At 65.0% G+C, this 15,749-nt stretch carries 18 protein-coding genes; 16 read left to right on the top strand and 2 right to left on the bottom strand.

Annotation, left to right across the window (positions count from 1 at the left end; genetic code table 11):
• The first annotated feature begins 81 nt into the window (after positions 1-81).
• The 7 genes from JO391_RS08890 to JO391_RS08860 all read left to right on the top strand — a co-directional run bounded on the left by JO391_RS08890 (position 82) and on the right by JO391_RS08860 (position 6,403).
• Positions 82-1,116 (top strand): cysteine synthase A, encoded by a 1,035-nt coding sequence (locus JO391_RS08890; RefSeq protein WP_220664186.1) that lies wholly within the window; start codon positions 82-84, stop codon positions 1,114-1,116.
• Entirely contained in the window at positions 1,113-3,713 is a 2,601-nt protein-coding gene (locus tag JO391_RS08885) for a DUF3772 domain-containing protein (RefSeq protein ID WP_220664185.1), read from the top strand. Before JO391_RS08890 ends, JO391_RS08885 begins: the two co-directional genes overlap by 4 nt.
• The gene (locus tag JO391_RS08880) at positions 3,713-4,432 is read left to right on the top strand and encodes an alanyl-tRNA editing protein (RefSeq protein WP_220664184.1); all 720 of its coding nucleotides are present in this window, start codon (positions 3,713-3,715) and stop codon (positions 4,430-4,432) included. Before JO391_RS08885 ends, JO391_RS08880 begins: the two co-directional genes overlap by 1 nt.
• A 154-nt stretch (positions 4,433-4,586) precedes the next feature.
• Positions 4,587-5,420, top strand: coding sequence for an urease accessory protein UreD (locus JO391_RS08875; RefSeq protein WP_220664183.1), 834 nt, complete (start codon positions 4,587-4,589; stop codon positions 5,418-5,420).
• 9 nt (positions 5,421-5,429) lie between these two features.
• On the top strand, positions 5,430-5,732 hold the full coding sequence (locus JO391_RS08870; RefSeq protein ID WP_220664182.1) for an urease subunit gamma: 303 nt from the start codon (positions 5,430-5,432) through the stop codon (positions 5,730-5,732).
• 7 nt (positions 5,733-5,739) lie between these two features.
• On the top strand, positions 5,740-6,045 hold the full coding sequence (locus JO391_RS08865) for an urease subunit beta (RefSeq protein WP_220664181.1): 306 nt from the start codon (positions 5,740-5,742) through the stop codon (positions 6,043-6,045).
• Between the two features lie 22 nt (positions 6,046-6,067).
• Positions 6,068-6,403, top strand: coding sequence for an antifreeze protein (locus JO391_RS08860; RefSeq protein ID WP_259444865.1), 336 nt, complete (start codon positions 6,068-6,070; stop codon positions 6,401-6,403).
• Positions 6,404-6,426: 23 nt separating this feature from the next.
• Here JO391_RS08860 and JO391_RS08855 read toward each other — a convergent pair whose 3' ends face one another.
• Positions 6,427-7,281, bottom strand: a complete 855-nt coding sequence (locus tag JO391_RS08855; RefSeq protein ID WP_220664180.1) for a c-type cytochrome — start codon at positions 7,279-7,281, stop codon at positions 6,427-6,429.
• A gap of 145 nt (positions 7,282-7,426) precedes the next feature.
• On the opposite strand from JO391_RS08855, the gene ureC reads away from it, so the two are divergent.
• From ureC to JO391_RS08810, 9 genes are all read left to right on the top strand, one after another.
• Complete coding sequence (gene ureC, locus JO391_RS08850; RefSeq protein WP_220664179.1) at positions 7,427-9,169, top strand: urease subunit alpha; 1,743 nt, start codon at positions 7,427-7,429, stop codon at positions 9,167-9,169.
• 144 nt (positions 9,170-9,313) lie between these two features.
• Positions 9,314-9,574, top strand: coding sequence for a hypothetical protein (locus JO391_RS08845; RefSeq protein ID WP_220664178.1), 261 nt, complete (start codon positions 9,314-9,316; stop codon positions 9,572-9,574).
• 88 nt (positions 9,575-9,662) lie between these two features.
• The gene (locus JO391_RS08840) at positions 9,663-10,280 is read left to right on the top strand and encodes a hypothetical protein (RefSeq protein WP_220664177.1); all 618 of its coding nucleotides are present in this window, start codon (positions 9,663-9,665) and stop codon (positions 10,278-10,280) included.
• Positions 10,281-10,299: 19 nt separating this feature from the next.
• Positions 10,300-10,872 carry an urease accessory protein UreE gene (gene ureE, locus JO391_RS08835; RefSeq protein ID WP_220664176.1) on the top strand — a complete coding sequence of 191 codons (573 nt, stop codon included), beginning with the start codon at positions 10,300-10,302 and terminating at the stop codon, positions 10,870-10,872.
• The gene (locus JO391_RS08830) at positions 10,869-11,510 is read left to right on the top strand and encodes an urease accessory protein UreF (protein WP_220664175.1); all 642 of its coding nucleotides are present in this window, start codon (positions 10,869-10,871) and stop codon (positions 11,508-11,510) included. The genes ureE and JO391_RS08830 overlap by 4 nt, the downstream gene beginning before the upstream one ends.
• Entirely contained in the window at positions 11,507-12,130 is a 624-nt protein-coding gene (gene ureG, locus JO391_RS08825; RefSeq protein ID WP_220664174.1) for an urease accessory protein UreG, read from the top strand. Before JO391_RS08830 ends, ureG begins: the two co-directional genes overlap by 4 nt.
• A gap of 160 nt (positions 12,131-12,290) precedes the next feature.
• Positions 12,291-12,944: a protein-L-isoaspartate O-methyltransferase family protein gene (locus tag JO391_RS08820; protein WP_220664173.1), complete on the top strand. Its 654-nt coding sequence runs from the start codon at positions 12,291-12,293 to the stop codon at positions 12,942-12,944.
• A gap of 47 nt (positions 12,945-12,991) precedes the next feature.
• On the top strand, positions 12,992-14,407 hold the full coding sequence (locus JO391_RS08815) for a TolC family outer membrane protein (RefSeq protein ID WP_220664172.1): 1,416 nt from the start codon (positions 12,992-12,994) through the stop codon (positions 14,405-14,407).
• A 67-nt stretch (positions 14,408-14,474) separates the two neighbouring features.
• Positions 14,475-15,332, top strand: coding sequence for a hypothetical protein (locus JO391_RS08810; protein WP_220664171.1), 858 nt, complete (start codon positions 14,475-14,477; stop codon positions 15,330-15,332).
• A gap of 92 nt (positions 15,333-15,424) precedes the next feature.
• Here the strand turns inward: JO391_RS08810 and JO391_RS08805 are convergent, their stop codons facing one another.
• Positions 15,425-15,745, bottom strand: a complete 321-nt coding sequence (locus JO391_RS08805; RefSeq protein WP_220664170.1) for a DUF6280 family protein — start codon at positions 15,743-15,745, stop codon at positions 15,425-15,427.
• Between the last annotated feature and the right edge of the window lie 4 nt (positions 15,746-15,749).

Genomic DNA, 15,749 nt, shown 5'->3' with positions numbered 1-15,749 from the left:
CAGCCGCCGTCCCGTTGCCGTGCGGCTTGAGATTTTCCGCATCCGCCCCTAGAGCTTGGGAACAAAGTGATAGGACCGGCCATGCGGATCAACAGCGACCTCGCCGAAACCATCGGCAACACTCCCCTGATCAAGCTGCACAAGGCCAGCGAGATGACGGGCTGCACGATCTTGGGCAAGGCCGAGTTCATGAACCCTGGCCAGTCCGTGAAGGACCGTGCGGCGCTGTACATCATCCGCGATGCGGTGGCGAAGGGGCAATTGAAGCCCGGCGGCACCATCGTGGAAGGCACGGCCGGCAATACGGGCATCGGCCTTGCGCTTGTGGGTGCCAGCATGGGCTTTCGTACGGTGATCGTGATCCCAGAGACGCAGAGCCAAGAGAAGAAGGACATGTTGCGACTGGCGGGGGCCGAGCTGGTGCAGGTTCCGGCGGCGCCCTACCGTAACCCCAACAACTATGTGCGCTACTCCGGCCGCCTGGCAGAGGCCCTGGCGCGGACCGAACCGAACGGCGCGATCTGGGCAAACCAGTTTGACAATGTGGCGAACCGCCAGGCGCATATCGAAGGCACCGGTCCCGAAATATGGAGCCAGACCGACGGCAAGGTGGATGGCTTTGTGTGCGCCGTGGGCTCGGGCGGGACGCTGGCCGGCGTGGCCATGGCGCTGCAGCCGAAGGGCGTGAAGATTGCCCTGGCCGATCCAGAGGGCGCGGCTCTTCATGCCTTCTACACCACCGGCAAGCTGGAGGCGCCCGGTTCATCGATCACCGAAGGCATCGGGCAGGGCAGGATCACGGCGAACCTGGAAGGCTTCACGCCCGACTACAGCTATCGCATCCCCGATGCCGAGGCGCTGCCGCTCGTCTTCGACCTGCTGGAGGAAGAAGGGCTTTGCCTGGGCGGGTCATCCGGCATCAACATCGCAGGCGCGATCCGCATGGCCAGGGATCTGGGGCCGGGCCACACGATCGTGACGATCCTGTGCGACTATGGGAACCGCTATCAGTCCAAGCTGTTCAACCCGGTCTTCCTGAAGGAGAAGGGCCTGCCAGTTCCGGCCTGGATGGACCGGGCGCCGCGGGCGCTACCTACTGTTTTCGAAGACGCATGATCCGGGGGCTCGCGCGCGCAATTGCCGTGGCGGTCTTGGCTGCGGGGCTGTTTGGCGTTCCGGCACTTGCGCAGGATACGGCGCCAAAGCCTGAGCAACGCGACGACATCCCGCCGCCGCTGGTTCCGCCGCAGGCGGAGGGGCCGTCGAACGTGGCCGACGGCGCCGCCGGTCAGACCGTGGTCGAGCCACCTCTGAAGGGCGACGGGGCCAAGGGGCCGGACCTTGATGCCTGGAATGCCATGGCGACTCGGGCGGAGCAGGCTCTGTCCAATCCCGAGACCACGGATGTTTCGCTGAACCTTCTGCGCGCCCAGTTGACCGATTGGCGAGAGGCTCTGCTGTCGGCGCAAAGCGCGAATGGCGACCGCATCGCTACGGTGCGCGACCAGATCGCTGCCCTTGGCCCGGTTCCGGGCGAGGGCGAGACCGAGGCGCCCGAGATCGCAAAGCGCCGGACCGAGTTGAACGATCAGCTCAGCCGTCTGCAGGCTCCAGGTATAGCCGCCGTGGAAGCCTATCGCCGCGCCGATGGCCTGATCCGCGAGATCGACCGGACGCTGCGTGAGCGCCAGACCAGCAAGCTGATGCAGATCTGGCCGGCGCCGTTCAATCCGGCGAACTGGTCGTCAGGGTTCAACGCTGTCAGGGAAACGGCATCGACCGTCGTGGCCGAGTCGACGGCCCTGATCCGCAAGCCGGAAACGCGCGCTCAGGCTCTGGACAGCCTGCCCGCGATCCTGATCACCCTTGTCTTCGGCCTGTTCTTTCTGTTGCGCGGCAGGCGCATAATGGAACGCTGGACACTCCGGCTTCAGCAGAAGTCTGGGGGATTCCGGCGGCTGGTGGCCTTTCTACTGTCGCTCGGGCAAATCCTTCTCCCGGCCATCGGCATCCTCCTGCTTCTGGTCTCGGTGCGGACCACGGGAGTTCTGGGCGTCCTGGGCGAGACAATCCTGACCCAGATCGCCGGTGTCGCGATCATGGTCTATGCCGCTGCCTGGCTGGGGAGCTGGGTTTTCCCCAAGATCCCGCTTGCGAACCGAAGTGTCCGGATGTCCGAGGCTCAACGGACTCAGGGCCGCAGGCTGACGTTGGCGCTTGGCATAGTGCTGGGGTTCAGCAACCTAGTCGAGGAGTCGCTGAACGAGGTGGCCACCTCGGAAGCGGCAATGGCCGTGCTGCAGTTCCCGGCCATCCTTGCGGCCGGGTTCCTTCTGTATCGCATGGGGCGCCTGCTGCATCGCCAGTTCAGCAAATCCACCGGGTCGGAGGACTCCGGTAACGCTTTTGATGGCGTGCTTGCAGTGCTGTCACGCGGCATCTCGATCCTTGGGATCGTCGCGCCCCTGCTTGGCGGGTTCGGCTATGTCGCTGCTGCGGGCGCACTGGTCTTTCCGGCAATTCAGACCCTCGCACTAGTGGCGCTTCTCGTGCTGTTGCAGCGGGTTGCGGTGGAAATCTATGCCGTCCTGATCGGGGACGACGAGGGTGCGCAAGAAGCCTTGGTGCCCGTCCTGATGGGCTTTGCCCTCGTTCTTGTCTCGCTTCCGGTCTTTGCACTTGTGTGGGGTGCACGCGTATCCGACATCACTGAACTCTGGAACCGTTTCCAGGAAGGGTTCCAGATCGGGCAGACCAAGGTCTCGCCGGCGGACTTCGTCTATTTCGTCGTGATCTTTGCCTTCGGCTACACGATCACCCGACTTTTGCAGGGCGCGCTTCGCAGCACCGTGCTGCCGCGCACCGCGCTGGACCCTGGGGGCCAGACCGCCGTCATTTCCGGCGTGGGCTACATCGGCATCTTCGTTTCCGCGCTGATCGCCATCGACACCGCAGGGATCGACCTTTCAGGCCTGGCCATCGTAGCAGGCGCGCTGTCCGTCGGCATCGGTTTCGGCCTGCAGACGATTGTGGGCAACTTCGTTTCGGGCATCATCCTGCTGGTCGAACGGCCGGTGTCCGAAGGAGACTGGATCGAGGTCGGCGGCGTTCAGGGCACCGTGAAATCCATCTCGGTGCGGTCGACCCGCATCCAGACCTTTGACCGAAGCGACGTGATCGTGCCCAACCAGGACCTGATCGCGCAACGCGTGACGAACTGGACCCGGTTCAGCCTGTCCGGGCGGTTGATCGTTCCGGTGGGCGTTGCCTACGGAAGTGATACGCGCAAGGTCGAGCGTGTGCTCCGTGAAATCGCCGAGGCGCAACCGCTTGCCCTGCTGAACCCGCCTCCGATGGTGGTGTTCATGGGGTTTACAAACGATGCCCTGACTTTCGAAATCCGTGTGATCCTTCGTGATGTGAACTTCTCGCTTTCGGTGCGAAACGAGATCAATCACCAGATCGTGGAACGCTTTGCCCAAGAGGGCATCACGATTCCCTTCGCGCAGCGCGACATTACCCTGGTCAATGCTGCAGAGGTGGGGGCTGTCCTGCGCGACGGGATGCAGGTTGCGGCTGCCGTCGGCCTAAGGGCAGTGCGAGATGAGCCCGTGCCCGCGCCATTGCAGATCGCCGAGCGCGAGCTGGATTCGGTGTTGGATCCGGAGTCCGATGTCGATGCGGATAATGCCCCGGAAGGAAAGGAACGCTGATGCCGTCCGAGCTTCTCTTCCGCGAGGACGCCTACCTGCGCGAGGCTCAGGGAAAGGTCCTGGGACATACTGACGAAGGTGGTATTCTTCTGGACCGTTGCCTTTTCTACGCCACGGCGGGTGGGCAACCGGGCGATTCCGGCTGGCTGAGCTGGGGCGATATTCGTTTGCCGGTGGCCACGGCTGTCAAGGCCGAGGGCGGCCTGGTCGCGCTGGTCCCCGCCGAACCGGCGGAACTGCCCCCGCCTGGAACCGAGGTCCTTCAGGTGCTGGACTGGGAAAGGCGCCATGCCCACATGCGGGTTCATACAGCGTTGCATTTGCTGTCGGTCGTAATCCCTCTTCCGGTGACGGGCGGGCAGATCGGCGCCGGGCGGGGCCGATTGGATTTCGACATGCCCGAGCCTCCCGATGACGTCCTGGCGCTGGAGGCGCGGGTTAACGCGCTTGTGGACCTGGACCTTCCAGTGACCGACACCTGGATCAGCGATGAGGAATTGGCCGCGAATCCCGGACTGGTCAAGACCATGTCGGTGATGCCACCCACCGGACAGGGAAAGGTGCGGCTGGTCCGCATTGGAACACCCGACAAGCAGGTGGACTTGCAGCCCTGCGGCGGAACTCATGTTGCCCGGACCGGCGAGATAGGCCGTGTCGAGATTGGCAAGATCGAGAAGAAAGGCCGCATCAACCGCAGGGTCACGCTGACGCTGATCTGAGCCCGTTTGCCAACTTTTCTTGTCGCTCATGTTTTGGGCGATTTCGTTCTTTCATGAGCGATGGCGCATGAGGCGCAGGCGCAGCCCCGATGTCCCATCAGGCGCAGGTTGAGACTCCCGCTCTGCGCGCGCCAACTGTGGGGACGGAGGACAGATGAACGCGCATGTCGATCCCTTCATCCGCCCGGCAGGCCGCCATCAGCGGGCCGAAGGCGAGGCGAACGTCTCGTTGCGAGCGCGGCCGGACGGGGTGATCGGTTTGGGTCGGTTGCGCCAGCAGGGGTCTGCAAAGGCGATATCTCTCTTGTCGGGCCGGACGGGCGAGATCGTATTCCTCAACACCGCGGGTGGTCTGACCTCGGGCGACCGACTGAGCTATGCGCTGCAAGCGGCGCCGGGTCTTTCGGCAACGGCCACCACCCAGACGGCCGAGCGCGCCTATCGCGCCCCTTCCGGTCCGGCGCAAATGGTTGTCTCGCACCGGGTGGGGCAGGGCGCGCGACTGGACTGGCTACCGCAGGAAACCATCCTGTTTGACGGTGCCTCGCTGGAACGCCGAACCGAGATTGCCCTTGAGGGAGATGCCGCTTGCCTGATGCTGGAAGCGGTGGTCATGGGACGAGCCGCCATGGGGGAAACCTTGGCACGTGTTCACCTGAGCGACCGGCGGTACATCCTGCGCGACGGTGCGCCAGTTCTGGTCGAGCCACTGCGACTGGAGACCGCGGCGCTGACAGCCGGCCCGGCGGTGCTGGACAGCGCCCGCGCCTTCGCCACGCTGGCGTTTGTGGCCGCAGGCGCCGAAGACGCACTGGCGCCGGTACGGCGTGTTCTCGACGAACCCGGCACGAGTGGTGCGGCCTCGGGCTGGGACGGGCGGCTGGTCGTCCGGCTCCTAGCCGTGGACGGCTGGCCGCTGCGCCGTCAGATCCTGCGGCTGCTTGCCGTACTCAGACCCGGCCCGCTGCCGCGCGTCTGGCAGATGTGAAGGACCAAGATGAACCTGACGCCCCGTGAAAAGGACAAGCTGCTGGTCAGTCTCGCCGCCATGGTGGCGCGAGGCCGTCTGGCCCGCGGCGTAAAGCTTAACCATCCCGAAGCAGTGGCCCTGATCACCGATTTCGTGGTTGAAGGTGCGCGCGACGGCCGGTCCGTGGCCGACCTGATGGAAGCTGGCGCTCATGTGATCACAGCCGAGCAATGCATGAAAGGCATCCCAGAGATGATCCATTCCGTGCAGGTAGAGGCAACGTTCCCCGACGGCACCAAGCTCGTGACCGTTCACCACCCTATCCGTTGAGGCAGCGATGATCCCAGGACAAATCTTCCCTGCCGAAGGCGAAATCGAGTTGAACGCCGGGGCGCCGGTGACGGTGCTGATGGTCGCTAACACCGGCGATCGTCCGGTGCAGGTGGGCAGCCACTATCATTTTGCCGAAACCAACCCGGGACTGAGTTTCGACCGCGAGTCCGCGAAAGGCTTGCGGCTGGACATCGCCGCCGGCACTGCGGTTCGGTTCGAACCGGGACAGGTGCGCGAGGTGCGGCTTGTCCCATTGGCCGGAGCACGGCGTGTTTTTGGCTTTAATGGCGCCGTGATGGGCGACGTGTAGAGCCCTTCGAAAGGAGACGGTCGTGACCCAGCCCCCACGAAGCATGCTGACCATGCCGCTGGACGTGTTCCGCTTGTGGATGCAGTCGGGCCTGATGCTGGCCGAAGCGCAGGCGGTGATCGCGATGCGCCTGTGGGGAATGGCTGGGCTGTGGAACACCGCGCCGGGCGAGATGACCCGGATGGTGTCCGAGAAGGGAGAGGCAGCAGTGGCCTCGGCCCGGGCGGCAGGGCGCGCAGTGGCGCAGGGAAAGCCCGCCACAGATGTTGCGCTTGCCGCGCTGAAGCCGGTGCGGGCACGCACCAAATCCAACGCGCGGCGCCTGACCCGGCGCGGACCGTCCGGTCCTGCGGCATGATGCAGCGGGACCGGAGTGGCCGTTCAGCCCTTGGGATCGGGTTGAGGCGGCATGCTGCGCAAGTACAGGATGACGGCCTGCAAGTCCTCGGGCGTCATCTTCGCCAGATAGGGGTAGGGCATCGGCGGCATCATCGGGCTGCCGTCGGGCCGTTTGCCCATGGTGATCATCGCGGCCAGTTCGTCGTCGCTGTAGGCCGCGATGCCATCCTCGCTTGGCGTGATGTTGGCCGCGACCGAAGTGCCCCAAGGTCCGTGGAACTCGAACCCGCCGGCACCAAGGCGGCTGACGTCGATGCCCTGTGGACCCATCGGCGTGTGGCACTCCAGGCAATGGGCGACCGGCCCTGCGAGGTAGGCGCCGTATTCGGCAGTGGCGCCGCGCGGCGGGGCGCTGACGCTTTCCACCGGCGGGCCATAGGCCGGGGGCAGGGGGATATGGTACTCGCTGGCGGGCAGGTCTCCTGCGGTTGGCGTGGCCGGAATGCTGCGCAGGTACATGACGACCGAGGCAACATCCTCGTCGGACAGACCTCGGTACTGGCCGATGGGCATCGGCGGGCCGATCAGGCTGCCGTCCGGGCGCAGGCCCTCGCGGATCGCCTTGACCAGTTCGGCATCGCTCCACCCGGCGATGCGGCCTGCGGGCGTGATGTTTGGCGCCACGGCGCGGAAGGCCGGGCTGTCCTCGACCACGCGGCCGGTCAGATCCTGATCCATGACGAAGCCCTGCGGGCTGATGGGCGTGTGGCAATTTCCACATCCCATGGGGCCTTGAACCAGGTATTCGCCCCGCTCGAGGCTGGCATCGGCCAGAGCAACACCTGCCACCCCGACGGCACCCCACGCCGACAGGAGCAGGACGGTTGTCCTTCTCATCTCACTTGTCCTCCCGAAACAGGCTTGCCGGCGGTTTGGACCGCCGCGCTGGCGTCGGGGCAAGCGAGGCCCCGGCGCGACCAGCGTAGAACGCGGCATCGCCAAGTCAACTTTTCCCTGTGAGAGTCCCGAACGGAGCCTGATCATGCCCGCCCGTATCACCCGCGCCGCCTATGCCGATATGTATGGCCCCACCACGGGCGACCGCCTTCGTCTGGGCGATACCGAGCTGATCATCGAGGTCGAGCGCGACCTGATCGCCGAACGCTCGGCCGGAGGGGCCAACGCGCCGCGCTATGGCGAAGAGGTGAAGTTCGGCGGGGGCAAGGTCATTCGCGATGGCATGGGACAAAGCCAGTTGACCCGCGCCGAGGGTGCTATGGACACGGTCATCACCAATGCGCTGATCCTGGACTGGACCGGTATTTACAAGGCCGATGTCGGCCTACGCGACGGGCGTATCGCGGTGATCGGCAAGGCCGGCAACCCCGACACCCAGCCGGGAGTCGATGTCATCATCGGGCCCGGGACAGAGATCATCGCCGGCGAAGGCAAGATCCTCACCGCCGGTGGCATGGACGCCCACATCCATTTCATCGCGCCGCAGCAGATCGACGATGCACTTCATTCGGGGCTGACCACGATGCTGGGCGGTGGCACCGGCCCCGCGCATGGCACGTTGGCCACGACCTGCACGCCAGGGCCATGGCACCTGATGCGGATGATGCAGGCCGCGGATGCCTTTCCGATGAACCTGGCCTTCGCCGGCAAAGGCAATGCCTCGCTGCCCGCCGCGCTGGAGGAACAGATCCGCGCCGGCGCCTCCTGCCTGAAGCTGCACGAGGATTGGGGGACCACTCCGGCCGCCATCGACTGCTGCCTGACTGTGGCCGACGCGATGGACGTGCAGGTGATGATCCACACCGACACGCTGAATGAATCCGGCTTTGTCGAGAATACTCTGAAGGCCATCGGCGGCCGCACCATCCACGCCTTCCACACCGAAGGGGCAGGGGGCGGCCATGCGCCCGACATCATCAAGGTCGTGGCCAGCCAGAACGTGCTGCCGTCCTCGACCAACCCGACCATGCCCTACACGGTGAATACGATCGAGGAACACCTCGACATGCTGATGGTTTGCCATCACCTTGATCCGCATATCCCCGAGGACGTGGCCTTCGCCGAAAGCCGCATCCGGCGCGAGACCATTGCGGCCGAGGACATCCTGCACGACATGGGTGCCTTCTCGGTGATCTCGTCCGACAGTCAGGCGATGGGCCGCGTGGGCGAGGTCATCACCCGCACCTGGCAGACCGCGCACAAGATGAAGGTTCAGCGGGGGCGGCTTCCGGAAGAGCAGGGCGAAAACGACAATGTGCGCGTGAAGCGCTATGTCGCCAAGTACACGATCAACCCCGCCATTGCGCACGGCCTGTCGCGCCACATCGGCAGCGTCGAGAAGGGCAAGCGCGCCGATCTGGTGCTTTGGTCCCCCGCCTTCTTCGGCGCAAAGCCCGAAATGGTGCTGATCGGTGGCTGTATCGTCGTGGCCCAGATGGGCGACCCGAACGCCAGCATCCCCACGCCACAGCCGGTACACACACGGCCCATGTTCGGCGCGTTCGGCCGGTCGGTCGAACGCAACGCCGTGATCTTCACCAGTGCCGCGGGAATGGAAGCGGACGTCAGGGGCCGGTACGGCCTCGCCAAGGACATGCTCGCGGTGGAGAACTGCCGCAACATCGGCAAGCGCGACATGAAGCTGAACGATGCCACTCCAAGCATCGAGGTGGACCCGGAAACCTACGAGGTCCGCGCGGATGGGGTGCTTCTGACCTGCGAGCCGGCCAAGGAACTGCCGCTGGCGCAGCGGTACTTCCTGTTCTGATCGGTTCTGGCTACCGGTGAGGTTCGCTGTGTCTTTCCGAAATGCCGCCGCACAATTTTCGCTGCGCCGCAGCAAGGGGGCTGGACAGGCCGAGCCGAGTCGCACCACCCTGTCTGAAGGGAGGATCGCAACCCGGAGGCAACCATGCCCGCCGCGACACGCTTGATCCCCGCCAATTCGCCGCTTTCGCCCGAGGCCGCCGCGGCGCTTGACCTGTTCTTGTGCACCGAGGCTCCGGGCTTCAACTTGTCCCGTCAAAGGCTTTGCCGGGAACGGGAGTTCGCCCGGCTCTATGCCTTGCCGGATGCCGCGCTTCACGGCATGGGTCTCAACCGGGGCGAGCTCCCCCGCTGGCTGTTCCGCGACCTGTTCGGCTGGCGTTCCGGGGCGTCGCTTCCCGCATGAGGGTGGCATTGCCTGTCAGGGATGCGCGGCGATTGCGAAAGGATCGGCTTTCGACCAATGTCGACCGGCACCCAACACAGTGAGTCCCATGCTGCGACTGTCCCTGCTCCTCGCCCTTCTGGCGTCCACGCCGGTCGGCGCAGAATGCCTGACCGAGGCGTCGCTGGACTCGGGCGTCATGTTCACCCGCGCCGATGGCCGGACGGGCTCTGCCGTCCGTGGGCCACGCGATGTCCTGCGCATCGACTATGCGCTTGGGGATGCAAACCGCATAGACCGGGTCGAGGCAAAGTACGGCATCTTCACACAGAAGGCGCTGGACCGGCTGGGTCCGCCCGGAACGCCCGCGACAGAGACCATATTCCGTCGCGCGGGCCGTCAGAAGGCGCCGCAGGCGGGGGAAGCCTGGAAGACGCGCCTCTCCATCGTCGCCGAAACCGAGGCGGTACCACCGGCCCGGCCAGTGAAGTCGCGGGCCGATTATCAGGTGACCTATTCCTATCAGTCCGAACAGACCGTCACCCTTTCTGGCTGCAAGTATCGCATGATCCCTGTCGAGGCGACTTTCGTGGGTGACACCGCTCATTTCACCCGGAGGTGGGACTACTTCCCAGAACTCGGACTGGGGCTGGAAACCCGCTATACTGATCACCGCACGGGGATCGATACCCGTTTGGACCTGAAGGCGCTGCGCGCGCCCCAATAAGCCCTGCAAGAGGCCCAGGATGCCGCACGATCACCACGACCATCATGACCACCCCCATGAGCATGACCAAGACCTGCCGTCCGCCCGCGCCGTCCTGCACCGCGGCACCTGGTCGGGTGCCTATGACTTGGTGGTGTTGAGCTATGACGAGCGTTTCCTGCGTCGGAAGCGTCTCGAGACGGTTCATGCCGAGGGTTTCCTTGTGGATTTGCCTGAAACCACCAGCCTGGATCAGGGCGATGCGCTGCAGCTGGCCGACGGTCGGCTGGTCGAAGTGATCGCTGCCGAGGAGCCGATCCTGGTTGTCACGGGCGATCTTCCAAGACTGGCCTGGCACATCGGCAACCGTCACACCCCTTGCCAGATCGAGCCCGACCGTCTGCTGATCCGACAGGATCACGTGCTGGAGGCCATGCTGCTCCAACTGGGCGCGACGGTGGTACGGTCGAGCGAACCCTTCACCCCCGAGGGCGGGGCCTATGGTCACGGGCGCACCATGGGGCACGATCATGGCCACGGCCACGGTCGCCTTCACCACCATTCCGCCCACAATCGCAGCGACGATGACGAGGCGGACGAGCCCGAGGCATGAATTCCGTCCCAGGCCTGCTGACCCTGACGCAATGGCTGTCGCCGGCCTTCCCGACAGGGGGGTTCGCCTATTCGCACGGGTTGGAATGGATGATTGCCGAAGGCGGGCTGAAGGGTGCAGACTCGCTGCGTGATTGGCTGTCGGACATCCTGCGCTTCGGGTCTGGTCGGCAGGATGCCATCCTTCTGTCTCTCGCGCTGCGGGACGGCGCCGATCACGCGGCTCTGGACGGTCTGGCTCGGGCGCTTTGTCCTTCGGCAGAGCGGCTGACAGAAACGCTGGACCAGGGCCGTGCTTTCGCCCGGACCGTGGCTGGCATCTCTGGCCGAGACTTGCCCCCGCGCGTCCTTCCCGTTGCTGTGGGCGAGGCCGCCCGAATGCTGGACCTGCCACGCGAGCAGGTGATCGCGCTCTACCTGCACGCCTTTATTGCCAACCTCGTTTCGGTCGGCATCCGCTTCCTGCCGCTTGGCCAGACCGAGGGCCAGGCGGTTCTGGCGGCGCTGCACCCGCTGATCGAGGCATTGGCCGCCGAATGTGTCGAGGCAGGCGAGGCCGACCTGGGCAGCGTAGCACTTGGCGCCGATCTGGCCGCTATGCGGCACGAAACCATGGATGTAAGGATTTTTCGCACATGAAGGGCAATGGCCCCCTCCGCGTCGGCATCGGCGGCCCCGTTGGCGCCGGCAAGACCACCCTGACCGAACAGCTGTCGCGCGCGCTGGCCGCCCGCTGTTCCATGGCGGTCATCACCAACGACATCTACACGCGCGAGGATGCGGACTACCTCTTGCGCGCCCAGGTGCTGCCCGCCGACCGGATCCGCGGGGTCGAAACCGGAGGCTGCCCGCACACGGCGATCCGCGAAGATGCTTCCATCAACCTGGCCGCCGTGGCCGAGTTGAACCGCGCGCATCCCGACCTGGACCTGATCCTGATCGAAAGCGGAGGTGACAACCTTGCCGCCACCTTTTCGCCAGAACTCGCCGACCTGACCATCTATGTCATCGACACCGCGGCCGGGCAGGACATCCCCCGCAAGCGTGGTCCCGGCGTCACGCGCTCGGACCTCCTCGTCGTGAACAAGATCGACCTTGCCCCGCATGTCGGGGTCGACGTGACGCTTCTGGAAGACGACACCCGCCGCGCCCGTGGAGCGCGACCCTATGTCATGGCGCGGCTTCGCCACCGGCACGGGGTGGACGAAGTCGTGCATTTTCTGGAACGGCACGGCGGGCTTCCGCTTCGCCCCGCCTGAGCGTCAGGTATCTGTATCCCGAGAGGGCTATACGGGGGCAGAGGTGCCACGGCCGGCGGAAATCTTGCGATGATCCCATGTGCGGCGCAGCCGCCGGTTGCCCGTGCCGGATTGTTATGGCAAGACGATTCAAGCAGGAACTAGACTGACGAGTTCAGACATGACCGACTTCCGTCACCGCCGCATCACCATGGTCGATACGCAGGTGCGCCCATCGGACGTGACCAAGTTTCCCATCATCGATGCGATGCTGACAATCCCGCGCGAGGTTTTCGTGCCCGAGTCGCAGCGCGAAGCCGCCTATGTCGGAGAGCATGTCGAACTGGCCCCTGGTCGCGTGGTTCTGGATCCGCGCACGCTCGCCAAGATCCTTGACGCCCTTGATGTTCAGCCGGTGGAACTGGTGCTCGATGTGGGCTGTGGCCTTGGCTATTCGACTGCGGTGATCGCGCGTCTGGCAGAAGCCGTCGTTGCGGTGGAAGAAGACGAAGCCATGGTTGCCGAGGCGCAGGCCCGGCTTTCGGCGGAATCCGTGGATAATGCCGCCGTGATCGGTGGGCCGCTGGCGGCCGGCTCGGCCAAGCACGGACCCTTCGACGTGATCGCCATCGAAGGCGCCGTCGAGGAGGTGCCCGCCACGCTGCTCGCCCAATTGAAGGAAGGCGGCCGCATCGCCGCGATCTTCATGGAAGGGGCTCTTGGCGAAGCGCGCGTCGGCTACAAGATCGACGGTGTCATCACATGGCGCTTCGTATTCAACGCTGCGGCCCCGGTCCTGCCGGGCTTCGCAAAACGTCGGGCCTTCGCACTCTAAGACAGCTGCCGGAACCGGCGGCAAGGACACAACAAAGGGCGAGCAGAATGCACTTCGTGAAACGGGTAGTGGTGGCACTGTCGCTGACAGCGGGGATGCAGGCCCCGGCCGCCTGGGCGGAATCCCTCGGCGATGCCCTGATATCGGCCTACAAGAACTCGAACCTCCTCGACCAGAACGAAGCACTGCTCCGCGCGGCAGACGAGGGCGTTGCCGCAGCCGTGGCGCAGCTCAGGCCGATCGTCCAGTTCGTTGCGAATGCAACGACCGATCGCACCCTCTATGCGGACGGCCGCAGCTTCGACAACAACTGGAGCGACCTGACCGCGACCTATGCCATTGTCGCTCAGGCAACGCTGTACGACTTCGGCCGTAACGCCATCGGCGTTGAAAGCGCAAAGGAAACCGTGCTCGCCACACGCGAGGCTTTGCTGCAGATCGAACAGCAGGTCCTTCTGTCCGCCGTGCGCGCCTACATTCAGGTCCGCGTGAACCAGGAAGTCGTCGCCATCCGCGAGAACAACGTCCGCCTCCTGTCCGAGGAATTGAAAGCCACGCAGGACCGCTTCGAAGTGGGCGAGGTCACCCGCACCGACGTGGCCCTTGCCGAGGCCCAGCTTGCCCAGGCTCAGGCCGGCCTGTCTTCCGCCGAGGGCGATCTTCTCGTCGCTCGCGAAGCTTACAAGGCCGCTGTCGGGCACTATCCCGGCGAGCTGGACCGGACGCCACCGATGCCGCAGACCGCCAGTTCGCAAGCAGACGCCGAGGCCGTCGCCCTGCGGACGCATCCCGCGGTGCGTCAGGCGCAGCGCGAGGCGACGGTGGCACGGCTTGCAGTTGAAGGCGCTCGTGCCGAACTCGGTCCCGAGCTGGTTGGAACCTTGCGCCTTGGCGGCAGCGAATTCACGGCCGCCAATGACGATGCCGATCTGAACTTCGATGGGGGCAGCGCAACGTTCAACTTCGAATTCAATCAGACGCTCTATGGCGGCGGTGGCCTTTCGGCCGCCTACCGCGCGGCGCTCGCCCAACTGGATGCCGCCGATTCCAATCTCTTGCAGGTGGGTGTCGAAATCAAACAGGACGTGGGCGATGCCTGGTCCCAGCTTTCCGTTTCGGGTGCCAACATCGCTGCAACGGTCAAGCAGGTCGATGCGGCCCAGATCGCATTCGAGGGCATGAGGGAAGAAGCCAACCTTGGCGCCCGCACGACCATCGACGTTCTGGATGCCGAACAGGACCTGCTGGACGCCCGCTTCGCGCGGCTTCAGGCCGAGGCCGAGCGCTATGTCGCGGCGTATAACCTGCTTGCCTCGATGGGTCTGCTGACTGTCGATCACCTGAAGCTGAACGTGCCGGTCTATGATCCAGCGGCCTATTACAACGCGGTTCGCCGCGCGCCGACGTCAAGTCCGCAGGGAAAAAAGCTCGATCGTATCCTGAAGACCATACAGCAGCCCTGAGACCGCCCGGCGCTCGTCCAAATCTTGTGCCACGCCGGCCTCGGCGCTACTGTCTGAGGGGGGCAGGATGATCGGGGACTCCATGTCGGAACAGATGACATCGCGCGATATCGAAGATGTGCTTGTCTCGATCCGCCGGCTGGTCACTGAAGATCTTCGTCCGGCACAGCGCGATGGCGATGCCTCCGAACCTGGCAAGCTTCTTCTGACACCGGCGCAACGGGTGATCCCGGAGCCGGCGGGTGCACGGCCTGTCCTGACGCCCGAGCCTGTGGTTCCGCCCGAGCCACGCGTTGACATGGTGGTCGCTGCCCTTAGCCGGGCACTGAAGGACCGCACACCGGAATGGGAGTCCGAAACCGGCGACCCGTCGCCGCTGCGCCTCGAAACCCAGGTCATGCCAGCAGCGCGTGCTGCCGCCCCGCACCATGGCGGCCGCTTGCGTCTTGGTCTACCGATCCAGCCGGTCAAGGAGCAGGAGCCGGAACCCGAGGTTCTGCCCGACCCGGACGTTTTCATCTACAAAGATGATCTGGCCTCCTTTCGCCACGAGTCGCCCGCCTGGGCGCAAATGGAACCGGCGCCGCTCGCGGCGGAACAGCCTGCGCCGATGGCCGAGATCCAGCAGCCAGAAGACACCATTACCCCTCCGCGCGACAGCGCGTGGTCGGATGCGGCCGAGGCGGCTGCCCGGGCCGAACTCGAAGGTATGGCACGACCCGAGCCGATGCAGGCCGATGATTACGACGAAATGATCGAATCGCCGGAGGCCGCCCTGATGGACGAGGCGAGACTGCGAGAAATCGTGCGCGACGTGCTTCGCGAAGAACTGGCAGGTCCGCTTGGCGAGCGCATCACGCGAAACATTCGCAAGCTCGTGCACCAGGAAATCGCGCGGTCTATGGCCGTGCGCAATCTGGACTGAACGTCAGACCTGATCCGAAACACCTTGCGCTCTGACCAAAACGAAACGCGCCCCGGCTGGGGCGCGCCTTATGGTTCGGCAAAGCTACGGGATCAAGCGGCCTCGGCCTGCTCCAGCGCATGGCGGCGCTCGCTCTCTTCGCGCGACAGCGCGACCGAGGTGCGGACACCCTTCGAAACGAATTCCATCAGGCCCTTGACCACGCGCTCGTTCGGGTCGATCCCGGCACAGGACAGGACCTCGCGCCCATCACGGGACCGCGCCCACCGGGCGATCTGCTCGGGGCCGTTGCCATACTTCTTGTCGTCAGCGATCGCGTCGTCCAATGCAGCCAGCACGACGGCCGCAAACAGTTTACGCGCACGCTGCCCCTGCTCGTAGTTGAAAGCGGTGCTATCAACGAAATCAGCCATCTCG

Source organism: Neotabrizicola shimadae (assembly GCF_019623905.1).
GTDB lineage: Bacteria > Pseudomonadota > Alphaproteobacteria > Rhodobacterales > Rhodobacteraceae > Neotabrizicola > Neotabrizicola shimadae.
Note: the sequence above shows the minus strand (reverse complement) of the source record. Positions and strands in the feature narration are given on the sequence as shown.